The sequence below is a fragment of the Fictibacillus phosphorivorans genome, from assembly GCF_023715845.1.
In the GTDB taxonomy this organism is placed as follows: Bacteria; Bacillota; Bacilli; order Bacillales; family Fictibacillaceae; genus Fictibacillus; species Fictibacillus phosphorivorans_D.
Genome location: NZ_JAMBOR010000032.1, coordinates 1 through 18,279 on the forward strand (window position 1 = coordinate 1; position 18,279 = coordinate 18,279).

21 protein-coding genes are annotated in these 18,279 nt (G+C 39.0%); 3 read left to right on the top strand and 18 right to left on the bottom strand.

The annotated features are described in order from the left end of the window. Positions 1–131 precede the first annotated feature (131 nt). The 3 genes from M3206_RS17655 to M3206_RS17665 all read right to left on the bottom strand — a co-directional run bounded on the left by M3206_RS17655 (position 132) and on the right by M3206_RS17665 (position 2,456). On the bottom strand, positions 132–590 hold the full coding sequence (locus M3206_RS17655; protein ID WP_251313832.1) for a VanZ family protein: 459 nt from the start codon (positions 588–590) through the stop codon (positions 132–134). A 112-nt stretch (positions 591–702) separates the two neighbouring features. Next, positions 703–1,305 carry a DedA family protein gene (locus M3206_RS17660; protein WP_251313833.1) on the bottom strand — a complete coding sequence of 201 codons (603 nt, stop codon included), beginning with the start codon at positions 1,303–1,305 and terminating at the stop codon, positions 703–705. 278 nt (positions 1,306–1,583) lie between these two features. Further along, on the bottom strand, positions 1,584–2,456 hold the full coding sequence (locus M3206_RS17665) for a YihY/virulence factor BrkB family protein (protein WP_251313834.1): 873 nt from the start codon (positions 2,454–2,456) through the stop codon (positions 1,584–1,586). 164 nt (positions 2,457–2,620) lie between these two features. Between M3206_RS17665 and M3206_RS17670 the strand changes: the two genes are divergently transcribed. Both M3206_RS17670 and M3206_RS17675 read left to right on the top strand, forming a co-directional pair. After that, positions 2,621–2,875 carry a GlsB/YeaQ/YmgE family stress response membrane protein gene (locus M3206_RS17670; protein ID WP_251313835.1) on the top strand — a complete coding sequence of 85 codons (255 nt, stop codon included), beginning with the start codon at positions 2,621–2,623 and terminating at the stop codon, positions 2,873–2,875. A gap of 148 nt (positions 2,876–3,023) precedes the next feature. Beyond that, complete coding sequence (locus M3206_RS17675; protein WP_251313836.1) at positions 3,024–3,203, top strand: small acid-soluble spore protein H; 180 nt, start codon at positions 3,024–3,026, stop codon at positions 3,201–3,203. A gap of 276 nt (positions 3,204–3,479) precedes the next feature. On the opposite strand, the gene M3206_RS17680 is transcribed toward M3206_RS17675, so the two are convergent. The 13 genes from M3206_RS17680 to M3206_RS17740 all read right to left on the bottom strand — a co-directional run bounded on the left by M3206_RS17680 (position 3,480) and on the right by M3206_RS17740 (position 15,713). Next, the gene (locus tag M3206_RS17680; protein ID WP_251313837.1) at positions 3,480–3,905 is read right to left on the bottom strand and encodes a GNAT family N-acetyltransferase; all 426 of its coding nucleotides are present in this window, start codon (positions 3,903–3,905) and stop codon (positions 3,480–3,482) included. 15 nt (positions 3,906–3,920) lie between these two features. Next, positions 3,921–4,391 carry a low molecular weight protein-tyrosine-phosphatase gene (locus M3206_RS17685; RefSeq protein WP_251313838.1) on the bottom strand — a complete coding sequence of 157 codons (471 nt, stop codon included), beginning with the start codon at positions 4,389–4,391 and terminating at the stop codon, positions 3,921–3,923. Positions 4,392–4,508: 117 nt separating this feature from the next. Then, positions 4,509–5,216, bottom strand: coding sequence for an ABC transporter ATP-binding protein (locus M3206_RS17690; protein ID WP_251313839.1), 708 nt, complete (start codon positions 5,214–5,216; stop codon positions 4,509–4,511). 11 nt (positions 5,217–5,227) lie between these two features. Then, positions 5,228–6,004 (bottom strand): ABC transporter ATP-binding protein, encoded by a 777-nt coding sequence (locus M3206_RS17695; RefSeq protein WP_251313840.1) that lies wholly within the window; start codon positions 6,002–6,004, stop codon positions 5,228–5,230. 14 nt (positions 6,005–6,018) lie between these two features. After that, complete coding sequence (locus M3206_RS17700) at positions 6,019–7,308, bottom strand: branched-chain amino acid ABC transporter permease (protein ID WP_251313841.1); 1,290 nt, start codon at positions 7,306–7,308, stop codon at positions 6,019–6,021. A 10-nt stretch (positions 7,309–7,318) separates the two neighbouring features. Then, a complete protein-coding gene (locus tag M3206_RS17705) occupies positions 7,319–8,305 on the bottom strand; it encodes a branched-chain amino acid ABC transporter permease (protein ID WP_251313842.1) in 987 nt (328 codons plus the stop codon). An 88-nt stretch (positions 8,306–8,393) separates the two neighbouring features. Continuing rightward, positions 8,394–9,593, bottom strand: coding sequence for a branched-chain amino acid ABC transporter substrate-binding protein (locus tag M3206_RS17710; protein WP_251313843.1), 1,200 nt, complete (start codon positions 9,591–9,593; stop codon positions 8,394–8,396). 233 nt (positions 9,594–9,826) lie between these two features. Then, positions 9,827–10,234 carry a secondary thiamine-phosphate synthase enzyme YjbQ gene (locus M3206_RS17715; RefSeq protein ID WP_251313844.1) on the bottom strand — a complete coding sequence of 136 codons (408 nt, stop codon included), beginning with the start codon at positions 10,232–10,234 and terminating at the stop codon, positions 9,827–9,829. A 147-nt stretch (positions 10,235–10,381) separates the two neighbouring features. Further along, the gene (rsgA, locus tag M3206_RS17720) at positions 10,382–11,443 is read right to left on the bottom strand and encodes a ribosome small subunit-dependent GTPase A (RefSeq protein ID WP_251313845.1); all 1,062 of its coding nucleotides are present in this window, start codon (positions 11,441–11,443) and stop codon (positions 10,382–10,384) included. A gap of 354 nt (positions 11,444–11,797) precedes the next feature. Next, the gene (locus M3206_RS17725) at positions 11,798–12,853 is read right to left on the bottom strand and encodes an SDR family oxidoreductase (RefSeq protein WP_251313867.1); all 1,056 of its coding nucleotides are present in this window, start codon (positions 12,851–12,853) and stop codon (positions 11,798–11,800) included. A 175-nt stretch (positions 12,854–13,028) separates the two neighbouring features. After that, entirely contained in the window at positions 13,029–13,496 is a 468-nt protein-coding gene (locus M3206_RS17730) for a redoxin domain-containing protein (protein ID WP_285877018.1), read from the bottom strand. Between the two features lie 148 nt (positions 13,497–13,644). Next, positions 13,645–14,817: a hypothetical protein gene (locus M3206_RS17735; RefSeq protein ID WP_251313846.1), complete on the bottom strand. Its 1,173-nt coding sequence runs from the start codon at positions 14,815–14,817 to the stop codon at positions 13,645–13,647. 62 nt (positions 14,818–14,879) lie between these two features. Then, positions 14,880–15,713, bottom strand: a complete 834-nt coding sequence (locus M3206_RS17740) for a hypothetical protein (protein ID WP_251313847.1) — start codon at positions 15,711–15,713, stop codon at positions 14,880–14,882. 220 nt (positions 15,714–15,933) lie between these two features. Between M3206_RS17740 and M3206_RS17745 the strand changes: the two genes are divergently transcribed. Further along, on the top strand, positions 15,934–16,665 hold the full coding sequence (locus M3206_RS17745; RefSeq protein ID WP_251313848.1) for a Bax inhibitor-1/YccA family protein: 732 nt from the start codon (positions 15,934–15,936) through the stop codon (positions 16,663–16,665). A gap of 29 nt (positions 16,666–16,694) precedes the next feature. Here the strand turns inward: M3206_RS17745 and M3206_RS17750 are convergent, their stop codons facing one another. Next, on the bottom strand, positions 16,695–17,342 hold the full coding sequence (locus tag M3206_RS17750) for a hypothetical protein (protein WP_251313849.1): 648 nt from the start codon (positions 17,340–17,342) through the stop codon (positions 16,695–16,697). A 444-nt stretch (positions 17,343–17,786) separates the two neighbouring features. After that, positions 17,787–18,227, bottom strand: coding sequence for a DUF6376 family protein (locus M3206_RS17755; protein ID WP_251313850.1), 441 nt, complete (start codon positions 18,225–18,227; stop codon positions 17,787–17,789). Positions 18,228–18,279 lie beyond the last annotated feature (52 nt).

The following is an 18,279-nucleotide window of genomic DNA, read 5'->3' on the forward strand; positions in this document are numbered from 1 at the left end:
TTTTACTCACTGTGGATTCCCCGTTCTCCCTGTTTGGTTTGATTATAACGGTTTTCTTGTTTAAGAACACAAAAAATCCCGAATACCGGACTTTTTATAAGTGTCCATTATTCGGGATACAGTTCACGGTTTTATTTTTTTCTCTTTTTAAATGGCCGTTCCATGAGACGGAACAACAGGGCAAAGAACTTAAAGATAAATAAGCCTGTCATTGCACCTAGTCCGTTTAGAAGGATGTCATCGATATCAAAGATTCTTTTTGCATACTCGTATTGCAGCACTTCAATAATAAAGCTCGTACCAAAACCGATTACGAACATAAGCCGCCATGAATTAAATACACGGAAAATTAAAGGCAGCAAAAGACCAAGTGGTAAAAACAAAATAATATTGCCGAAGATATTCTTAAAAATTAAATAGTAATCTCCACTTCTCCACATGAGACGTATACTATCGAACAAAACAAGGTTCGCTGATTTTCCATATACGTATTCATTAAATGAGAAAAGCGTGGCTTTAATAAGGATAGCTAAGTACACCAAAAAGAAAAGTACACCTATCACACTAAAAAAAATTCTAACTTTTTTCATATTGCCTTTCTCCTGCCTTTATTTCAATAATTCCCATAAGTGCCTTTTTTAGTTTAACACGCTAAGGTCTTAAGGAGATACAGGTAAAAGACACAAAATCTCTCCGCAAGATTTAACTTCTAGAAAAAAGACTTTTTCTAGTCATTTTAAAAGCTATAAACAACAGAATAACAATTGCGATAATCGCTGCGATGGGGAGCATATATTCTTCTGCCTTTGCGCCGACATCTTTCCACTGTGGACCAAACTGCTTACCAAGATAAACATAAAAAGCTGTGATCGGAAACATCGCGATAAATGTGTAGATCGAAAATACCCATACGTTCATTTTCGCCATGCCGCACGGAATAGATATCGTAGTTCTTACACCAGGAAGAAAACGTCCGAAAAACGCGACTCCGGCTCCATACTTATCAAAGAAACGATCAGCCGCATCAATTTCTTTATCTTTAATAAATACATACTTTCCGTACTTGATTAGAAAAGGTCTTCCACCATATCTGCCAAGAGCATATAGCGTCAACGGACCGAATGTGCCTCCTATTGTTCCCGCAAAAACAGCCAGCCAGTAGTTCATATCCCCTTCATAAACCCAAAACCCTGCGAGCGGTAGAACCAGCTCAGCGGGAACAAATTCAAACGTTAATGCAACAATAAGTCCAAAATAAGAAAATTGCTTTAAAAATTCAATAAATGAGAGTATAAGTTCTTCCATCTTATCTCCCTCCCTTTCTGTTCAGAAGCACAACGAGAAACATTATAACACAATCTTAAAAACGTCTTAAAGACTTCGCCCTAAAGCAAAAAAAGCCGCCCGTAGGCCGGGCAGCTTTACATAACTGGTGTATTAATGGAAGTTATTCTTTTTGTTAGCACTGCTGCTTGTCTTGTTTTTCTTTTCGTTTTTGTTGTCTTTGCTATGGTTTGTGTTTTGTTTGTTGCTTTTTCCCATATAGCAAACCTCCTTCACCAAGGTACTACTAGTTTTTCCGATCATTCAGCCTTTAACAAGCCCCTTTTCTTGGCAAAATCGACCTTATATTTATGGAACGTTGCATTAAGCACACCGCCAGAAAGGAGTACGATTCCGGTTAAATAAAACCACAGCATGAGTACAATAATTGCACCAATACTTCCGTACGTCTGCGAATAATTTCCAAAGTGATCCACATAAAAAGCAAAACCGAGTGAAACAATCTGCCAAAAGAATGTAGCTACGAGTGAACCATACCAGATTTCACTATATTTTAGCTTTTTACAAGGGGCCAGATAATAAAGAATGGAAACCACTGTTGCGATGAGAAAGAAACTGATCAGCCAGCGAAGGACAGACCATATCATCAAAAATTCTTCACTTAAACCTAAATAAGAAAAAGCCGCATTGCCCAGCATCTTGCCGAACACCGGAAAAACCAAAGCTACAATAAAGGCAAACACTACACCAAACGTTAAGAAGATCGACAATAGCCTTGTTTTGATAAAGCCCCTGCATTCTTCAACGCCATAAGCTTCGTTCAATGTTTTAATAACAGCATTGATAGCATTTGATGCTGACCAGATGGTTGCTAAGATTCCTATAGAAAGCAATCCCCCACTTCTCCCCTCAAGCACTGCCAACAAATTCTTTCTTACAGAATCCATTGCCTCAGCCGGTACAAAATGTTCGAGGAGATTTAGTGCCTCGGCAGGTTCTATAAAGAAAGCACCTAACGTTAATAAGAAAATTAAAAATGGAAATAAGGATAATAAAAAATAATAAGCTAGCTGTGCTGCCAGTCCTGTGACATCTCCTCTTTTAAAGCCATGCATGAATTCGATTCCGAAAGCTTTTGCCTTCATGTTTTTAAGAATATGCAATAAAGTCAATGGCCCTCTCACCCCTAGTTGTATAATTGCCTTTATCATTCCCTTTCCTTAACATTCCTTAACACGATAAAAACTTTTTTCGACAGAAGTTTATATTTTTTTATAATGGGTAACTTAAGAATAATTCCATATTTCAACCACACAAAAAAAAGGAGGAATTTTAAATGAGTTTATTATGGGCACTTATAATTGGAGGAATCATCGGATGGTTAGCAGGACTATTAACAGGGCGTGACGTACCGGGTGGTATCATCGGTAACATTATCGCTGGTTTCGTTGGTGCTTGGTTAGGTGGCTTAATCTTAGGTGATTGGGGTCCAACTGTTGCTGGTTTCGCAATTATTCCAGCTATCATCGGTGCTATCATTGTTGTACTTATTGTAAGCTGGATTATGCGCAGCATGCGTAGCCGTGCTTAATTAAGAAACACAAAGAACATACCATCAAACAAATAAGGCTGGCTCAAAAGATCTCGTATCTTTTGGGCCAGCTTTTTTCAGGACATAAGGATATTTTGAGGCATAGTTACAAATATTATGTTTGAAAATGAGAAGGAGGAAACGAAAAATGGACGCACATCGCGCACAAGAAATTTCAGAATCAGCGAACATGTCAACAGTCACATATAACGGGAAAAACGTATATATCGAACATGTCGATCAACAAAACGGAACCGCAACCATCCATCCACTCGATGACCCAAACAACAAACAAAGCGTTTCAGTATCCAGCCTAGAAGAAGAATAAAAATCAGAAACCACCACATCCCCTGTGGTGGTTTTCTGATTTATTTTTATTTATATATATTTTTACAAAAGGATGTTGGTTATATATGTTTTTCTTCCATTGCAGTTAATTGAAGCGAAAAGACGAGACTCCTGCAGGATGAGTGGGACAGGTGAGACCACTTAGGTCGCAAAGCGAAAAGGGGGCTCACCGCACACCCTGCGGAAAGCGAGTTCTGTAGCGGAAATTAACCTTCTTCCAATATGCAACAAAGCACATCAATCACTAAATCCCTTTTTAAAAACGTTTTTTAAAAACAAAGCTCGGTCTCTCATAATGCATCTTTTCTTCATAAAAACGATGAGCATCTTTTCTGTTCACATTCGAACTCAGCGTTACACAATTGCAATTGTTTTGAACGGCAAATGATTCTAAAAAGGTAAGCAGTTCTTCCCCATATCCCTTAGACCGCTCTTCTGCATCCGTGATCAGATCATACAGATAAACATGTTTCCCATCATACAAGTTTGTGAGTATGGCGAAACCTGCTAGTGCAACAATCTTTTCATTATGATAATTAGCCAAAAGCGTATAACCTTCTTGTTGCATTTGGAGAAACAGTTCATAAAACAAGTCTTCGGAAAGGTGCGTCCGTAGCTGGCTCATCACAGGAAATGCTTCACGTACTTCATACTCTGATGACAATTGTCTGATTTCACCCATGGTTACTCCTCCTAGTTAAAGGGATTCTCTATGTTTAATTTCAACTAGCAATCGTTCACATCCAGCTTTTACGAGGTCATACACTTCCTCAAAGTTACCGGTAAAATAAGGATCTGGTACATCTTCAAACTCGTTCTCCGGCACAAAATCCAGAAGTCTTGCGATCATGCCTGTTTCCGTTTGCCCAGCCATCTTATGCATGTTTCCGATGTTCTCGGCATCCATTCCGATAATATAATCGTATTGTGTCAGGTCGTTCGTTTTAATCTGACGCGCTTTTTGACCTTCGAATGAGATTTGATTCTTCGTTAAAATCGTTCTTGTGCCTTCATGCGGTGGTTCACCAACATGCCAATTGCCTGTTCCTGCAGAATCTACTGAGATTTTCTCTTCTAGCCCTTCTTTTTTAACGAGATCTCTAAATAAAGCTTCTGCCATTGGTGAACGGCATATATTACCTAAACAAACAAAGAGTACTTTAATCATGAATCATACCCCTTTCTTCTTCCTTTTAAATTATACCATCTCTCACCCATTTCAAAAGGAATTCTACAGCAAAAAGAAAACCGGGCTTTTCTTCAGCCTGGTTTTCTTCTCGGCACATTAAGCGAGATATGCTTCTCGGACTTGTTCATTTGTTATTAATTCTTGACCCTGTCCAGCCATCACGATCTCTCCCGTTTGAATCACATACCCTCGATGTGCCACTTGAAGAGCCTGATAAGCATTCTGTTCGACCAAAAGAATCGTCATACCTTCTTTATTTAATTCGCTGATGATCTCAAAGATTTGTTCAACAATAACCGGTGCTAAGCCCATGGACGGTTCATCCAATAACAATAAGCGAGGCTTTGACATTAACGCACGACCGATCGCAAGCATCTGCTGCTCACCGCCGCTCATGGTTCCACCTTTTTGACTCAAACGTTCCTGAAGACGTGGAAAGTATTGAAACACTTTTTCCATTCTTTCTTTAATGACCTTTTTATCTTTAACAACAAAAGCACCCATCTCTAGATTTTCTTTAACCGTTAATCTGGGAAATATTCTTCTTCCTTCAGGGACATGGGCAATCCCCGTTTGTGCGGTTAAATGTGCCGGTTGCTTTGAAATGTCTTTTCCTTCATAGATAACCGAGCCTGTTTTTGGCATCACCTGTCCGCTGATTGTTTTTAATGTAGTCGATTTTCCTGCGCCATTCGAACCGATTAATGTAACAATCTCTCCTTTTTCAACAGAGATGCTGATCCCTTTTAGCGCATGAATACCACCGTAAAATGTGTTCACATCATTTAACTGCAAAATACTCATCGTTCTCCCCCTTACGCTGGCGTTACGGCACTTTTTCCAAGATAAGCTTCAATAACTTTTACATTATTTCGAATTTCCGCAGGTTTTCCTTCAGCAATTTTTACACCATGATCCAAGACAAAAATTTGTTCTGAAATTTCCATTACGAGTTTCATGTCATGTTCGATCAATACGATCGTCACATCTAAATCTTCTCTCATACGATGGATAAATTCCGTTAACTCGCGCGTTTCTCTTGGGTTCATCCCTGCTGCCGGTTCATCGAGCAGTAGAAGCTTCGGTTTTGTTGCAAGTGCACGAGCAATCTCCAACCTTCGCTGCGCACCGTAAGAAAGATTTTTAGCATCTTCATTCAAGTGTTTCGCCAGACCTACATATTCAAGCCAATGATACGCTTCTTCCTGGGCACGCTTTTCTTCCTCACGCACCGTTTTTGTCTGAAAAAGCGTTCCGACTAAGCCTGCTTTTAATTGTTTATGCAGACCCGTCATAACATTCTCTAAAACGGTAACATTTGAGAATAATCGTATATTCTGAAACGTTCGTGCAATACCTTGTCTTGCAATATCATGCGGTTTTTTTCCGATTAAGGAAGTTGATCCAAGCTGGACATTCCCATTATCAGGCTGATAAACACCTGTGATCAGGTTAAAAAAAGTCGTTTTCCCCGCTCCGTTCGGACCAATAACGGCTGTGATCGATCCTTTCTCAACGGTGATATCCACTGAATTAACTGCAACGAGACCGCCAAATTGTTTCGTTAAATTACTCACTGTTAATATAGACATATGCGCCCGCCCCCTTATGCTTGAAACCCTTTATCAGGTTCAACCGTAATTTGTTCTTTTCTGTGCTTTTTGGAACCTTCTTTTAAAGATTCCTCATCGAACACAGGGTTTTTCGCAGGAATTAATCCTTGTGGGCGATAGATGGCAAATATGATTAAGATAGCTCCAAAAATAAATCGCTGCATTTTTGCTGGAGCAAGAGCCTCTGGAAAGCTGATTACTCCGTCTAAACTTAACTGGTTCAAGTAATTCGTAACTTCCGTTAGAACTTGCAGATTTAAGATCGTGATTACAGCAGCCCCTAAAATAACGCCAGGCACACTTCCCATCCCGCCTAAGATAACCATTACAAGTATCGTAATAGATTCCAATAAGGTAAAACTTGTAGGATCGACGAACGTCTGCTTAGCCGCAAAGACAACCCCCATCATTCCAGAGAAAGAGGCACCGATCGCAAATGCCAACAACTTTGTTCTTACAAGATGGATCCCCATCGATTGGGCAGCAATCTCATTTTCTCTTACCGCTTTCCATGAACGGCCGATCTTTGAATATTCAAATCTTCTTACAGCTAGAATGACAAAAAGCAAGATTCCAAGAACAATAAAGTAAAACTGATTCGGATAAACGAACTGATAGCCGAAAATCTCTGGCGGCTTAACAGAAGCAAGCCCCATCGCACCATTCGTGATATTAACAGGCTTATCAAGGTTATTAAAAACAATCCTGATGATCTCCCCAAAGCCGAGTGTTACGATAGCAAGATAATCTCCTTTTACACGAAGAACTGGTATTCCGAGAAGCACGCCGAAAAGGGCTGCAACAAAACAACCGATCAGAATGAAAATCCAGAAACTCTCTCCAGATAACGGAAAGTTTCCGAAAGGCATAAAATTAGCTGCCTGACCTGTCGCAAAGATTCCATACGTGTAAGCCCCAATCGCAAAGAACGCTACGAACCCAAGGTCCAAGAGTCCGGCTAAACCGACAACAATGTTCAAACCTAGTGCCATCGCAACATAGATTCCTACTACTGTAGCCACTTCCATATATGACTGATATCCTGGCCCTGTACTTGAAACGAAGGGGATGACACCAATCAATACCACACCTGCGATTACCCATTTTAATCGGTCAGGTAGTTCTGTGTAGTATAAGATGAGCAAAGAAAATAACATAAGAAGAAATGCTGTTACAGATGCCTGAGCTAAATATAAGCTCAGTGAAGTTACTAACACATAAAGCACGAGCAATATGATTTGAGCCAGCTTGTTGCCTTTAAGTTTATTTGTCAGCTTATGCATGTACCTTCACCTACACTTTCTCAGTAACTGCTTTTCCAAACAGTCCTTCTGGTTTGAAAATTAAAACAATGATCAAGATCGCGAACGCAAATACATCTTTATATTCGGCTCCAAAGAAACCGCCAGTCAAAAGCTGAAGGTTGGCGGCTGCGAACATTTCAAGAAGTCCCAGCATAATACCCCCTGCCATTGCTCCGCGGATATTTCCGATTCCGCCTAATACAGCAGCTGTAAAAGCTTTTAATCCAAGAATAAAACCAATGTAAGGATCGATCGTTCCATATTGAACGGCAAACAGCACACCCGTTGCTCCTCCAAGAGCTGATCCGATAAAGAACGTTAGCGAGATGACTTTGTTTACGTTGATCGACATGAGTGATGCTGTTTCACGATCTTGTGCAACAGCTCTCATCGCCATCCCCCATTTCGTTTTATTAACGAAAAAGTCTAAGGCAACCATCATTATCACAACAGAGATGATTAGAATGAGCGTAGAAGTCTTAAAGAATGCGTCACTAAATGACGAAGATATGCTAGAAAATTTAATAGCAAACTGCTCATTAAACATGGAAGGACCCGTTAAAATGTAGTTTCCTCTCTTGTATTCCGTAATAAAACGAACCAAATCTTGAAGCAAAAACGAGACACCGATTGCAGAGATCAGTGTGATAAGTTTAGGTGAGTTCCGGAGTGGCCGATAAGCCATCCGTTCAATCCCTACACCCATGAATCCTGTAAGAATGGAAGTAATCACCAACACGAGAATTAAAGCCAGAACAGCAGGCATAGCGGCCAGCCAGCCCATTCCTGTCATCAATATAAGCATCGCTACACCAATAAATGCACCAGTCATGAAAATTTCACCATGAGCAAAGTTAATAAGTTCTAATATTCCATAAACCATCGTATATCCAAGCGCGATAACCGCATAAATTGCACCAAGTGCTATACCATCAATAAGAACTTGAGGCAAACTTTGTAAAATTTCAGCTAACATAAATATTCCTCTCTTTCACAACTAGGGAGTTTATAAAAAAGAGAGGGATATGGCCGTTAGGGTCACTCCCTCTCATGTAAACGATCGTTTACTTACTGATTTCGCCTTCTTGAACTCCAGGATATTTAGCTTCACTGAATTTATAGATATATACTTTAGCGAACTTGTTATCACCTTTGTCATCGAATCCAACTTTTGTTACTACACCTTGGAAATCTTGAATTTTACGGATTTCTTCTGCCACTTTCTCACGGGCTGGAAGATCTCCATCACTGCCTTCGATTGCCGCTTCAAGGCCTTTTAATAGAACACTCATAGAATCGTAGCCATATGCAGAATAGGATTCTACGTTCTTGTTAAACTTCTCTTTATATTTTGAGGAGAATGCTTTACCGTCTTCTGATTTACTCGGATCAGCAGCAACAGATGTATAGTATACGTTTTTCACAGAATCCCCTGCGATTTCAACAAGAGTTGACGAGTCCATTCCATCTCCACCCATGAAAGGAATCTGAATCCCTTTGTCACGTGCTTGACGAATCAGCTGTCCAGCTTCTGTATAAAGTCCGCCAAAGAATACTAAATCAGGTTTCTTTGACAATACTTGTGTAAGTACACCATTGAAGTCTTTCTCTCCAACAGTAATCCCTTCATATCCAAGAATTTCAGCCCCTGCATCTTCAGCCGCCTTTTTGAACGCGTCAGCAAGACCTGTTCCGTAAGCTGTTTTATCTTGAATAACGAAAATCCTCTTAGCTCCTAATTGATTCATTGCGAATTCAGCACCTGCAGGACCTTGGAAGTCGTCACGTGCAACGATACGGTTTACCGTTTTAAGTCCGCGATCTGTTACCTCCGTAGCTGTGTTGGCCGGAGAAACCATCGGAACTTTGTACTTTTCATAAACTTCCGATGACGGGATAGAAACACCTGAGTTTAAGTGACCTACTACCCCAAGGATCGATTTATCTGACCCAATGAGCTGAGCATTCGCTACACCCTTCTTAGGGTCAGCTTGATCATCATATGGCTGAAGCTGAAGCTTGTACCCTAAGTCTTCAAACTTCTTTTTGTTTTCTTCAAGAGCCAGCTGGGCACCAAGTTTAATAGATTCTCCAAGTGTGGCACTTCCGCCTGATAATGGAGTCTGTGTTGCAATTTTGATAACCTTTCCACTGCCTCCACCACTTCCGCTAGTTTCTGATCCCCCTGAAGCATTACAGCCTGCTAAAAGTCCTAAAGACAGAGCAGATGCTGCTAATACTTTTAACCCTTTTTTAATCCCCACCTAAAAATCCCCCTTATTAAGAATATTTTGATAATTATAACTATTTAAAAAAAATAGTACATTAAACTGCGGAAGGAGACAACTAAAATTTTGAAAATTTAGATGTTTTATTTTAATTTTAAAAGTTTTCCCTAATATTCAACAAAATTCCTTACGTTTTTTAAACTAGCCCTTTAGTAGGATAAATTAGGGGAATAAAAAAACCCGCTGATCCTATTCAGCGGATTCATTTATTAGGTGTGATTTGGTAGTATTTTTACGTGATATTTTCTATTCCTTGGTCCATCGAATTCACAAAAATAGACACCTTGCCATGTTCCAAGTAACAATTCCCCGTTCTGGATGAACACAACCTGTGAAGAACCGACTGTACTGGCTTTTAAATGAGAAGATGAATTACCCTCCGCATGCCGGTACTTTGGATGTTCCCACGGATATACTTCATCAAGTCTCATCAACATGTCCTTAACTACATCAGGATCTGCGTTTTCATTGATCGTAATACCTGCAGTTGTATGCGGACAATACACATACATGACACCATCCTTTACATGCTGCTCCTCTAGATAAGCTTTCAATGAACTTGTAATCTCGTACATTTCGTCACGCTGGTGTGTTTGAATCGTAAATGTTTGAGCCACTTTCTATCCCTCCTCTACTCTTCTTAATTTGATGATTCCCTATCCAAAACCTTTTTATATAAGAAATTGATTAGAACAAAAACGCTGATAAAAATAATAAATCCTCAAAAGGCACATTCCTTTTGAGGATGATTGTTATCTATTCTATTATTTTCTGTGTACTCTCGTACGGTCACCCGCAAGCTTTTTCCATCGCGCTTTTTCTGCAAGAGCCAACTTTTGATCTTCTTTTCTTGCAAAATAAGCGAGTTCACGCTGAAGCTTTAAGTAACTTCTATACCGCTCTTCATCCAATTCACCGGACTCGATTGCAATTTTTACACCGCATCCAGGTTCATTATTATGTGCACAGTCACGGAATCGGCATCTTTCTGCGAATCCTTTAATATCCTGAAAGCTCTGACTTAAACTGTTGTCCCCTTCCCAAAGCTGCAGCTCACGCATTCCTGGTGTATCAATCAGTATTCCGCCGCTTTCAAGAACGAGCAATTCACGATGTGTCGTCGTATGCTTTCCTTTTCCATCATCTTCACGAATATCGTTCGTCTTCAATACATCCTGGCCAAAAAGCTGGTTGGCTAGTGTTGACTTTCCAACCCCAGAAGATCCTAAAAGTGCGACGGTTTCTCCTTCTTTAATAAAGGAGGATAACGCTTCAAGACCTGTTCCTTTTTCCGCACTGACTGGGAAAGTCGGTACGCCAAAAGCTACCGTTTCCACTTCATCTATATATTTTTGTATATCTTCGCAAAGATCTGCCTTACTTAGAACGATAACTGGTGCTGCACCGCTTTCCCACGCCATCAATAGATAGCGTTCCAACCTGCGCAGATTAAAATCCTGATTTAAAGCATTAACTAAAAATACAGTGTCTACGTTAGTCGCTACAATTTGTTCCTCTGTCGTCAAACCTGCAGCTTTCCTTGAAAACTTGCTCTTTCGAGGCAAGATTCCATGAATATAAGCTTTCCCTTCCTGTGGAACTGCAGAAAGAACTACCCAGTCACCTACTGCCGGATAATCATGTCTTCCTGTAGCGTTATATCGGATTTTTCCTGTAATCTCACCTAACAGTTCTCCATGTTCAGTCAAAACGCTATAAAGTCCTTTATGTTCAACGCTGATTCTGCCAGGAACTAGTGATTGATTCTCATATGTTTTAAAAGCTTCTTCAAATGTTTGGTTCCAACCTAAAGATTTTAAATTCAATGTGATACCCTCCGAATAAAAGTTGTCTATTATTTTTAAATAAAAAAGAACCGCAGTATACGGTCCTTTAAAGAAAGAGAGGTGCAAATAACCTCTTTTTCATATAAAAAACCATGAACTGATTGCACAGCCCATGGTTAAAATGACAAATTTAATCGCAGAAAGGTTCACATCAAATGAATAATTATCTGCTTTCCTTCATTGTCCCAATAGGCTGTACAAGAAACAATACACTCTCTGAAGTCAATCCTTTAAGTTGTCTCATCATACATCCCTCCTTGGGTTTTGTTACATTTATTTTCTTCTCCACTATACCAGTATATGCATAATTTGTAAATAGATGCATTCGGATTATTATTTTATGGTTGAACGATCATGGTAGCCTTTAATAATTCGATTGATCATCTCTTCATCCATTTGAAGTGGTTCTTTATTGAATGATTGAAGCAGCTGTTGCGTGTTGGAATCTTCAAACACTATGTTTCGATTCAAATAGTTTTTATATACATCCACAACATTGTTCAACAGCTTTTCTTCCTCACTTAGATAGGGTTCATAATCATATGGTGCAAGCTTAAATAGTTCCAGGTCAGCCTTTTCTCGCATGATTTGAAATACATCTGCACTTAACGGAGGTTGGCTGTTCGTGATGTGATAAATGTTGTTTTCTCTGCCCATTTTTAGCACATCTGATAGTACATCTGCCACATAATCGACTGGCACTAGATTTTGTGTGCTTCCTTCCTCACACAACAGATGAAACACACGGTCTCCCATCCCTTTACGCTGAAATCTCTTCTTGAAAACTTCCAGACTTCTCATCAACCCATAAAGAGTAAACTTCGAATCGGCTTCACCTGTTTTCGAATCTCCGATAATAATGGCAGGCCTTAAGATGGTAACATTGAAAAATTTCTTAAAATCCATGCAGAGGTGTTCAGCTTTACACTTGCTCTCCTCATAAGGATTGTTGAAAGAACGGTCTAGCGAATGAAGCTTTTCTTCTGCGTATTCATCTTTTCCTAATGTATAAGCCGTACTCACATAATAAAAATGCGATACACCCATCTTTTCAGCTGCTTCTAAAGCATATTTCGTACCTGTATAATTTATTTGAAACAGCTCGTCTTTAAGATCTAGATCAAACTTAACAAGTGCCGCCATATGATAGAAAACATCAATCTTATTTACAAGCTCCTTCAGCGTCTCTTTATCCATACTAAGATCAGGGACAGTAATATCACCTTTAATAATATGAATGTCACCTGTATGATCAGCTGTTTTTTGAAGAAGCTGTTCTGCTTTTTTTATATTACGCGCAAGTACATATAAGGTATGGCCTTCCCGCGACAAATTTTGAATTAAGCGTCCACCTAAAAATCCGGTAGCTCCGGTAAGAAATATATTCATCAAGCCGGTTCCTTCCTATTCCTATATCAGCATATTTTCTCTTCTATAGTAACACATCATCATAAAGATGGCGCCGTATTCATAGGGTTTGTACAACGCTTAACAAAAAATAAAGCCACTTCATGCAGCTTTACTTTTTGTCATGTTGCTTAATGGCTTTTGTTCCTTGTCCTGCTTATTTTTCTTTTTTACAGTCTTCACAAGCTTTGAATACTTCCTCATATTGCAGTTTTTCGTTAGCATCAAACTTATGGTTGCTGTACTGAATAATCCCATCTTGGTCAATTACAAAACAGGAACGAATAGCGGTGCCATTCTCTTCGTTCAACACGCCAAAATCTTTTGTCACTTTCTTATGCCAATCAGCTAAAAGCGGATAAGGAAGTGTACCAAGGCTAGCGGCGAAAACATTATGGGAATAAATATGATCCACACTGATTGCAAGGACTTCTGTATTCGCATCTTTAAAACGTTGATAATCCTCTTTCCAAGAGGTGATTTCCTTTATTCAACCAGGGGTGAAGTCCAGCGGATAGAATGCTACAAGGACATTTTTCTTGCCTCTGAAATCCGCCAAAGAAACATCTTTATGCAGCGTGGACGGCAATGTGAAAGCTGGTGCTCGATCGCCGGTCTTTAACAACTAACCCACCTCCTTAGTACTCAAGAATATAGTTCCCTGTTCCTTTAAAAGAAAACGTTGGAATATATAGTTATCTTTTATGAGAGCAATTAGTTTTTTTAATACAAAACAAAAAAGCCAGAGGAAACTCCCCTGGCTCTAAAAGGTTTTATTTTTTGTTTACTATTGTTTCTTCAGTTGCTGGTACTTCAACAACTTCAGGAGAATTTTCTTCTACTGCATCTTCAACTGCTAATATTGCTGCATTGATTGCTGCATAAAGTTTCGCATTTTCACTCGCGTGCTCTGCTGCCATGGAACGAATCTTATTTAAAAGAGCCGTAACTTCTTTAGGTGATTCTACTTCAGTCGTTGTTTCTTCTGTTGTTTGAGGTTCTTCTGTTGCTTCTTCGGAATTTATTTCTTTAACAACTGGAGCTTCTTCAGTCACTTCTTCCGTAACAGTCTCCTCTGTCACTGGTTTTTCAGTTACTTCTTCTTCCCCATCTACAGCATGCACTGCTGCATTTGGCGCAGCATGAAGCTTCGCGTTTTCACTCGAACGCTCATTAGCATTAGAGTGGATTTTGTTTTGTAGAGATTTGTTTTCTTTCACTTCTTCAGATTCTTCTTCTTCAGAATCCTCATCTTCTTTCCATGCATCATCGTCAGCAATTACATCTGTACGTTCTTCTTTTTTAACAGGATTATCTTCATTTTCCTCTTGGATCTCTTTAGATTCTGAGTCCTCTTTGTCTTCTTTTACAGCTTCATCATCAGAATTTTCATCGGTTTCTTCTTCATTGCGATTTGAATCTGTACTCTTAATTTCATCTGTATTACCTTCATCACTTCTTGATTCAGGAATCTCAATTTCAATTACTTCCGTTTTTTCTTCCTCAACTGGGATTGTAACCTCAGTTGGTTCCTTTATTACAGGCTCAGTTACAACTGGCTCTTCTTTTTCAGCAGGAACTGAGTGAACAGCTGAGTTAGGAGCAGCATGCTTTTTTGCCGTTTCACTTGCATGCTCTGCCCCTTGAGAGTGACTCTTATCTTTCAAAGGCTTTTCGATTTTAACAGGTTTTGTTTTATTTCCAGGATTGACCGGTTTTTGAGCTTGTACGGGTCTTTGAACTTTCCCATTAAATTTAGAAGGTTTTTCATACTTCTCATCTTTGGCCTGTACTTGTCCGTTAGAAACTTTTGAACTTTGAACCTTAATCGCTTGTTCAGATTTGTTACCAGCCGCTTCAGCTGCTCCTGTTCCTATCACTACCGCAAGAGTTAATGTTCCAGCAAACACGAAAGATTTTACAAATGTACGGTTGACTTTTTTCATTATTATTCGCTCCTTAATTTTCAAATGGTTGATTAAAAACAATCCAACATCTACATGAAAAATTAAAGAGCTTTTTCTGGTGGCATTGATGGCGGTGCGTTCACCCATTGACTTCTCAAGAGGTCCATTCTGCTAAAATACACAGAAACTTTTTCACTATCAGCAAAGATCAGTGGCAGGACTAAATGGGCCTTAACATTAGCTAATGCCGTACCCCCATTTCCAGCGTCCTTGGTGGACGATGATGAATGAGAAGAGTTTTGTCCTGCAGTTACTGGTGTCGCCTTAGAATCCGGTTGTTGTGGAAATCCTTTAGAAGGTAACTTAACTGGAAGTCTTGATACAGCTTTTAAAGGCTGCACTTCGATTTTCTTTTTTGATACAACCTGTTCCTTCTTTTGCTTTTCCCTTACTCCTTTTTCAGGCAGTACTGATTGCTTAATCGTTGTTTCTGTATGTACGTTCTTTGATGTTTCAGCCCTTTTCTTCTCAGGCTGATTTATAGACACATTCTTTTTGAGTTGTCCTGGTGGAACTGAGTTTTTTAGTCCGTTTGAGTTTTTTGCTTGCTGAGAAGACTTTTTTCCTGTATCAGCAGTATTCTTTTTACTTGCTTCATACCTTTTTTCCGAACCATTAGACCCTGTTGTAAACCCTTTCATTCTTTTCGATACATTACTGGAAGCATTGGGATTTAACACATTCCCCTCCAGAGCTTCTGGTTTTGAAGAATTCGTTTTACTGTTTCCTTGTTTAAGGTATGAAAGGTTCTGCGTTTTTATTTCAGCTGAAGAATTAGATTTCTCGTCATTATTCTTCTCGGCAAAAACTTCATTAGGAATAAAAAGGATGGCACCTGCGATCAAACCTTGCAATATGATGCTTGGAATTCGCACAATTTCACCTCCTTTCTTTCAACTATATATTACATCCATTTTATGAGATATTTGTCGGTCTATGTCTAAAATAGTCTTTAATTCCTAATTATTCATGATTATATAATTAATTATGATGGCCTAGTGTCTTAAATTGGAGACAAGTAAATACGTTAAAAATGAAACTTCACAATAAAAAAATCGTATAGTTATTTGTGAAAAAAGTAAGGGAGGTAGTTTTATGAGAAGTGCTAATCCTGCTTTAAAGAGTACAACCTTTAATAAATTCGGGGCAACAACTGTTGGTAAACAGATGACATTATCAGGTACAGTTTATAAAACATTGATTTTATTGATTATTTTGATGGCTTCTTCCATTTATACGTGGCATCAGTATAACTTAGGGGAATCTGTAGGTCCTTTAATTATGATTGGTGTGATCGGTGGGCTCATTTCAGCTTTAATCATTGCTTTCGTTCCTAGAACAGCACCGCTTTTGGCACCTATTTATGCAGGTTTAGAAGGATTGGCAGTAGGCGGTATATCGGCAAGCTTCGAATCGCAGTTTAACGGAATCACCATGCAGGCTGCCACATTAACCTTTGGGACGCTGTTTGCTCTACTGCTTGCTTATATGCTTCGAATCATTAAAGTTACACACAATTTTAGATTGATTGTTTTTTCGGCAACCGTCGGCATCATGCTGGTCTATCTAACAAGTTTTATATTAGGCTTTTTCGGCATCAGCATCCCCTACCTTCATAGTTCTGGACCGGTGGGTATTGGGATCAGTCTATTTATTGTAGTCATAGCCGCACTTAATTTGGTTCTTGATTTTGACTTTATCGAATATGGAGCGCGCCAGCGAGTTCCCAAATACATGGAATGGTACGGCGCATTCGGTTTGATGGTAACCTTAGTTTGGTTATACTTCGAAATCCTTCATCTATTGGCAAAAATAAGACGAAACTAATAAAGAGAAGCCCGCGGGCTTCTCTTCTCTTATGAAAGGATCATTATCCACCTGTTAATCGTCCACCATCCCATGCAGATGTTAAGAACAAACAAACCATTCCTCATAAGTTTATTCTTATTCGTTATAAGCTGAACCGTGTATAAAATCCCCCATAAAAGAAGGATTAAAATTGACCAGAACACACCGCTTACTTCCCCTTGCATAAAAGCACCATAGCTCACTATTATGGTATAGGGCATTAAGAGGATAGCCGTCAAAAAATAAATCCCATGGATGATGTGTCTATTCAATGGACTCGTAAGCGGAGCTGATTTAACGGCTAAACGATAAAGCAGAGCTATTCCTAATCCTGTTCCAAGAAAAAATAAAACTTGGAAGATTTCATAAAAAAATAACGGTAGAATTTGAAGAGCCTCAAACCAAAGAATTCTGCTATAAAACAGGAGCCCCAGCATAACAGTGACTCCCGTTATCGAAAATATAGGTTTGATTCCTTTCCAAACTGCGGTACCCAGCAAGAGTAGCCCAACGATAAAGAACAAAAAACCTAGCATTTTGTTTGCGAATAGTAACAGAAAACTATATAAACAAAGAAGAACGGCAAACGCAATATGAATCATATAATCATATTTCGTAAGCTCAGCTTGTTTGAATGTATTGCTTATTGAACTCATGCTGCACCTGCCAATTCAAGTCGTGTTTATCTATTTATCGACATGTCTCTATCATTACTTAAATTATTCCTTAGGTACTTTAACAACACCCCGAATGTGCCACATGTTAATAAGCTCGATTCTTTTATGGTATTGTTTAGCCTTAAGTTTTCCCTTTTTGTACCTATTTTTTAAAAGTTGTAAGTAATCCTCAATCTTAAGATGATAATCATTCATGCTTAATACCCACCCTCGCCATTTTTCTCATTGTCATATTCCCGAAAATAGTCGATTTGTAACATGAAATAAACTCTTTTTTATAAAAAATGCTGCATTTGATTGTTGACTAGGCTTCTTTGACTAGTTATCAGCGAGATTCCTTTCGACTAACTACCTGTCAATTCTCCTGCAAAGGGTATGATAGAGGGTGGAAATAGCAACGAATACTCAACAACCGTCCGAGAATTATTCTCCTAATTTTTTAATTTGTGATAAAAGATCGTTGTAAACGGCGATGTCATCCAAGAGGCCGCTTTGTTCAAGCAGGTCAGTACTTAATTTCCCTTCTTTTATTGCAGTTGAATATTGATCGACGGCATCCTTAAGCTGGTTATTATGTTCAAGCACTTGATTGTGAATATCTTCAAACAAAGAAGGTGGTGTTAAATCACTAAACTCACTAATGTCTGCTTTTAAATCTCCCAAAAGGTTTTCAAGTTCTTCTCTAGCTCGCGGGTCGTTTACTGCTTTTTCTGCAACTGCAGAGACTTCTTTTGAAAATTGTTGTACTTCATTAATATACTCAGTAGCTTCAGGCACATAGTTGAGACCATTCGACACTTCATTCACTGCCGAACAACCTGTTAATACCATGATGAAGAAAGCTGCCATTATAGTCTTTTTCATTTTGGTCTACTCCTTTTTCCTCATCTTTTAAATGGACTCAAATTAAAAAAAG

Coding starts and splice junctions, on each gene's coding strand:
- M3206_RS17655 (WP_251313832.1), bottom strand. CDS start 590: ATGAAAAAAGTTAGAATTTTTTTTAGTGTGATAGGTGTACTTTTCTTT.
- M3206_RS17660 (WP_251313833.1), bottom strand. CDS start 1,305: ATGGAAGAACTTATACTCTCATTTATTGAATTTTTAAAGCAATTTTCT.
- M3206_RS17670 (WP_251313835.1), top strand. CDS start 2,621: ATGAGTTTATTATGGGCACTTATAATTGGAGGAATCATCGGATGGTTA.
- M3206_RS17675 (WP_251313836.1), top strand. CDS start 3,024: ATGGACGCACATCGCGCACAAGAAATTTCAGAATCAGCGAACATGTCA.
- M3206_RS17680 (WP_251313837.1), bottom strand. CDS start 3,905: ATGGGTGAAATCAGACAATTGTCATCAGAGTATGAAGTACGTGAAGCA.
- M3206_RS17685 (WP_251313838.1), bottom strand. CDS start 4,391: ATGATTAAAGTACTCTTTGTTTGTTTAGGTAATATATGCCGTTCACCA.
- M3206_RS17690 (WP_251313839.1), bottom strand. CDS start 5,216: ATGAGTATTTTGCAGTTAAATGATGTGAACACATTTTACGGTGGTATT.
- M3206_RS17695 (WP_251313840.1), bottom strand. CDS start 6,004: ATGTCTATATTAACAGTGAGTAATTTAACGAAACAATTTGGCGGTCTC.
- M3206_RS17700 (WP_251313841.1), bottom strand. CDS start 7,308: ATGCATAAGCTGACAAATAAACTTAAAGGCAACAAGCTGGCTCAAATC.
- M3206_RS17705 (WP_251313842.1), bottom strand. CDS start 8,305: ATGTTAGCTGAAATTTTACAAAGTTTGCCTCAAGTTCTTATTGATGGT.
- M3206_RS17725 (WP_251313867.1), bottom strand. CDS start 12,853: ATGAATATATTTCTTACCGGAGCTACCGGATTTTTAGGTGGACGCTTA.
- M3206_RS17735 (WP_251313846.1), bottom strand. CDS start 14,817: ATGAAAAAAGTCAACCGTACATTTGTAAAATCTTTCGTGTTTGCTGGA.
- M3206_RS17745 (WP_251313848.1), top strand. CDS start 15,934: ATGAGAAGTGCTAATCCTGCTTTAAAGAGTACAACCTTTAATAAATTC.
- M3206_RS17750 (WP_251313849.1), bottom strand. CDS start 17,342: ATGAGTTCAATAAGCAATACATTCAAACAAGCTGAGCTTACGAAATAT.
- M3206_RS17755 (WP_251313850.1), bottom strand. CDS start 18,227: ATGAAAAAGACTATAATGGCAGCTTTCTTCATCATGGTATTAACAGGT.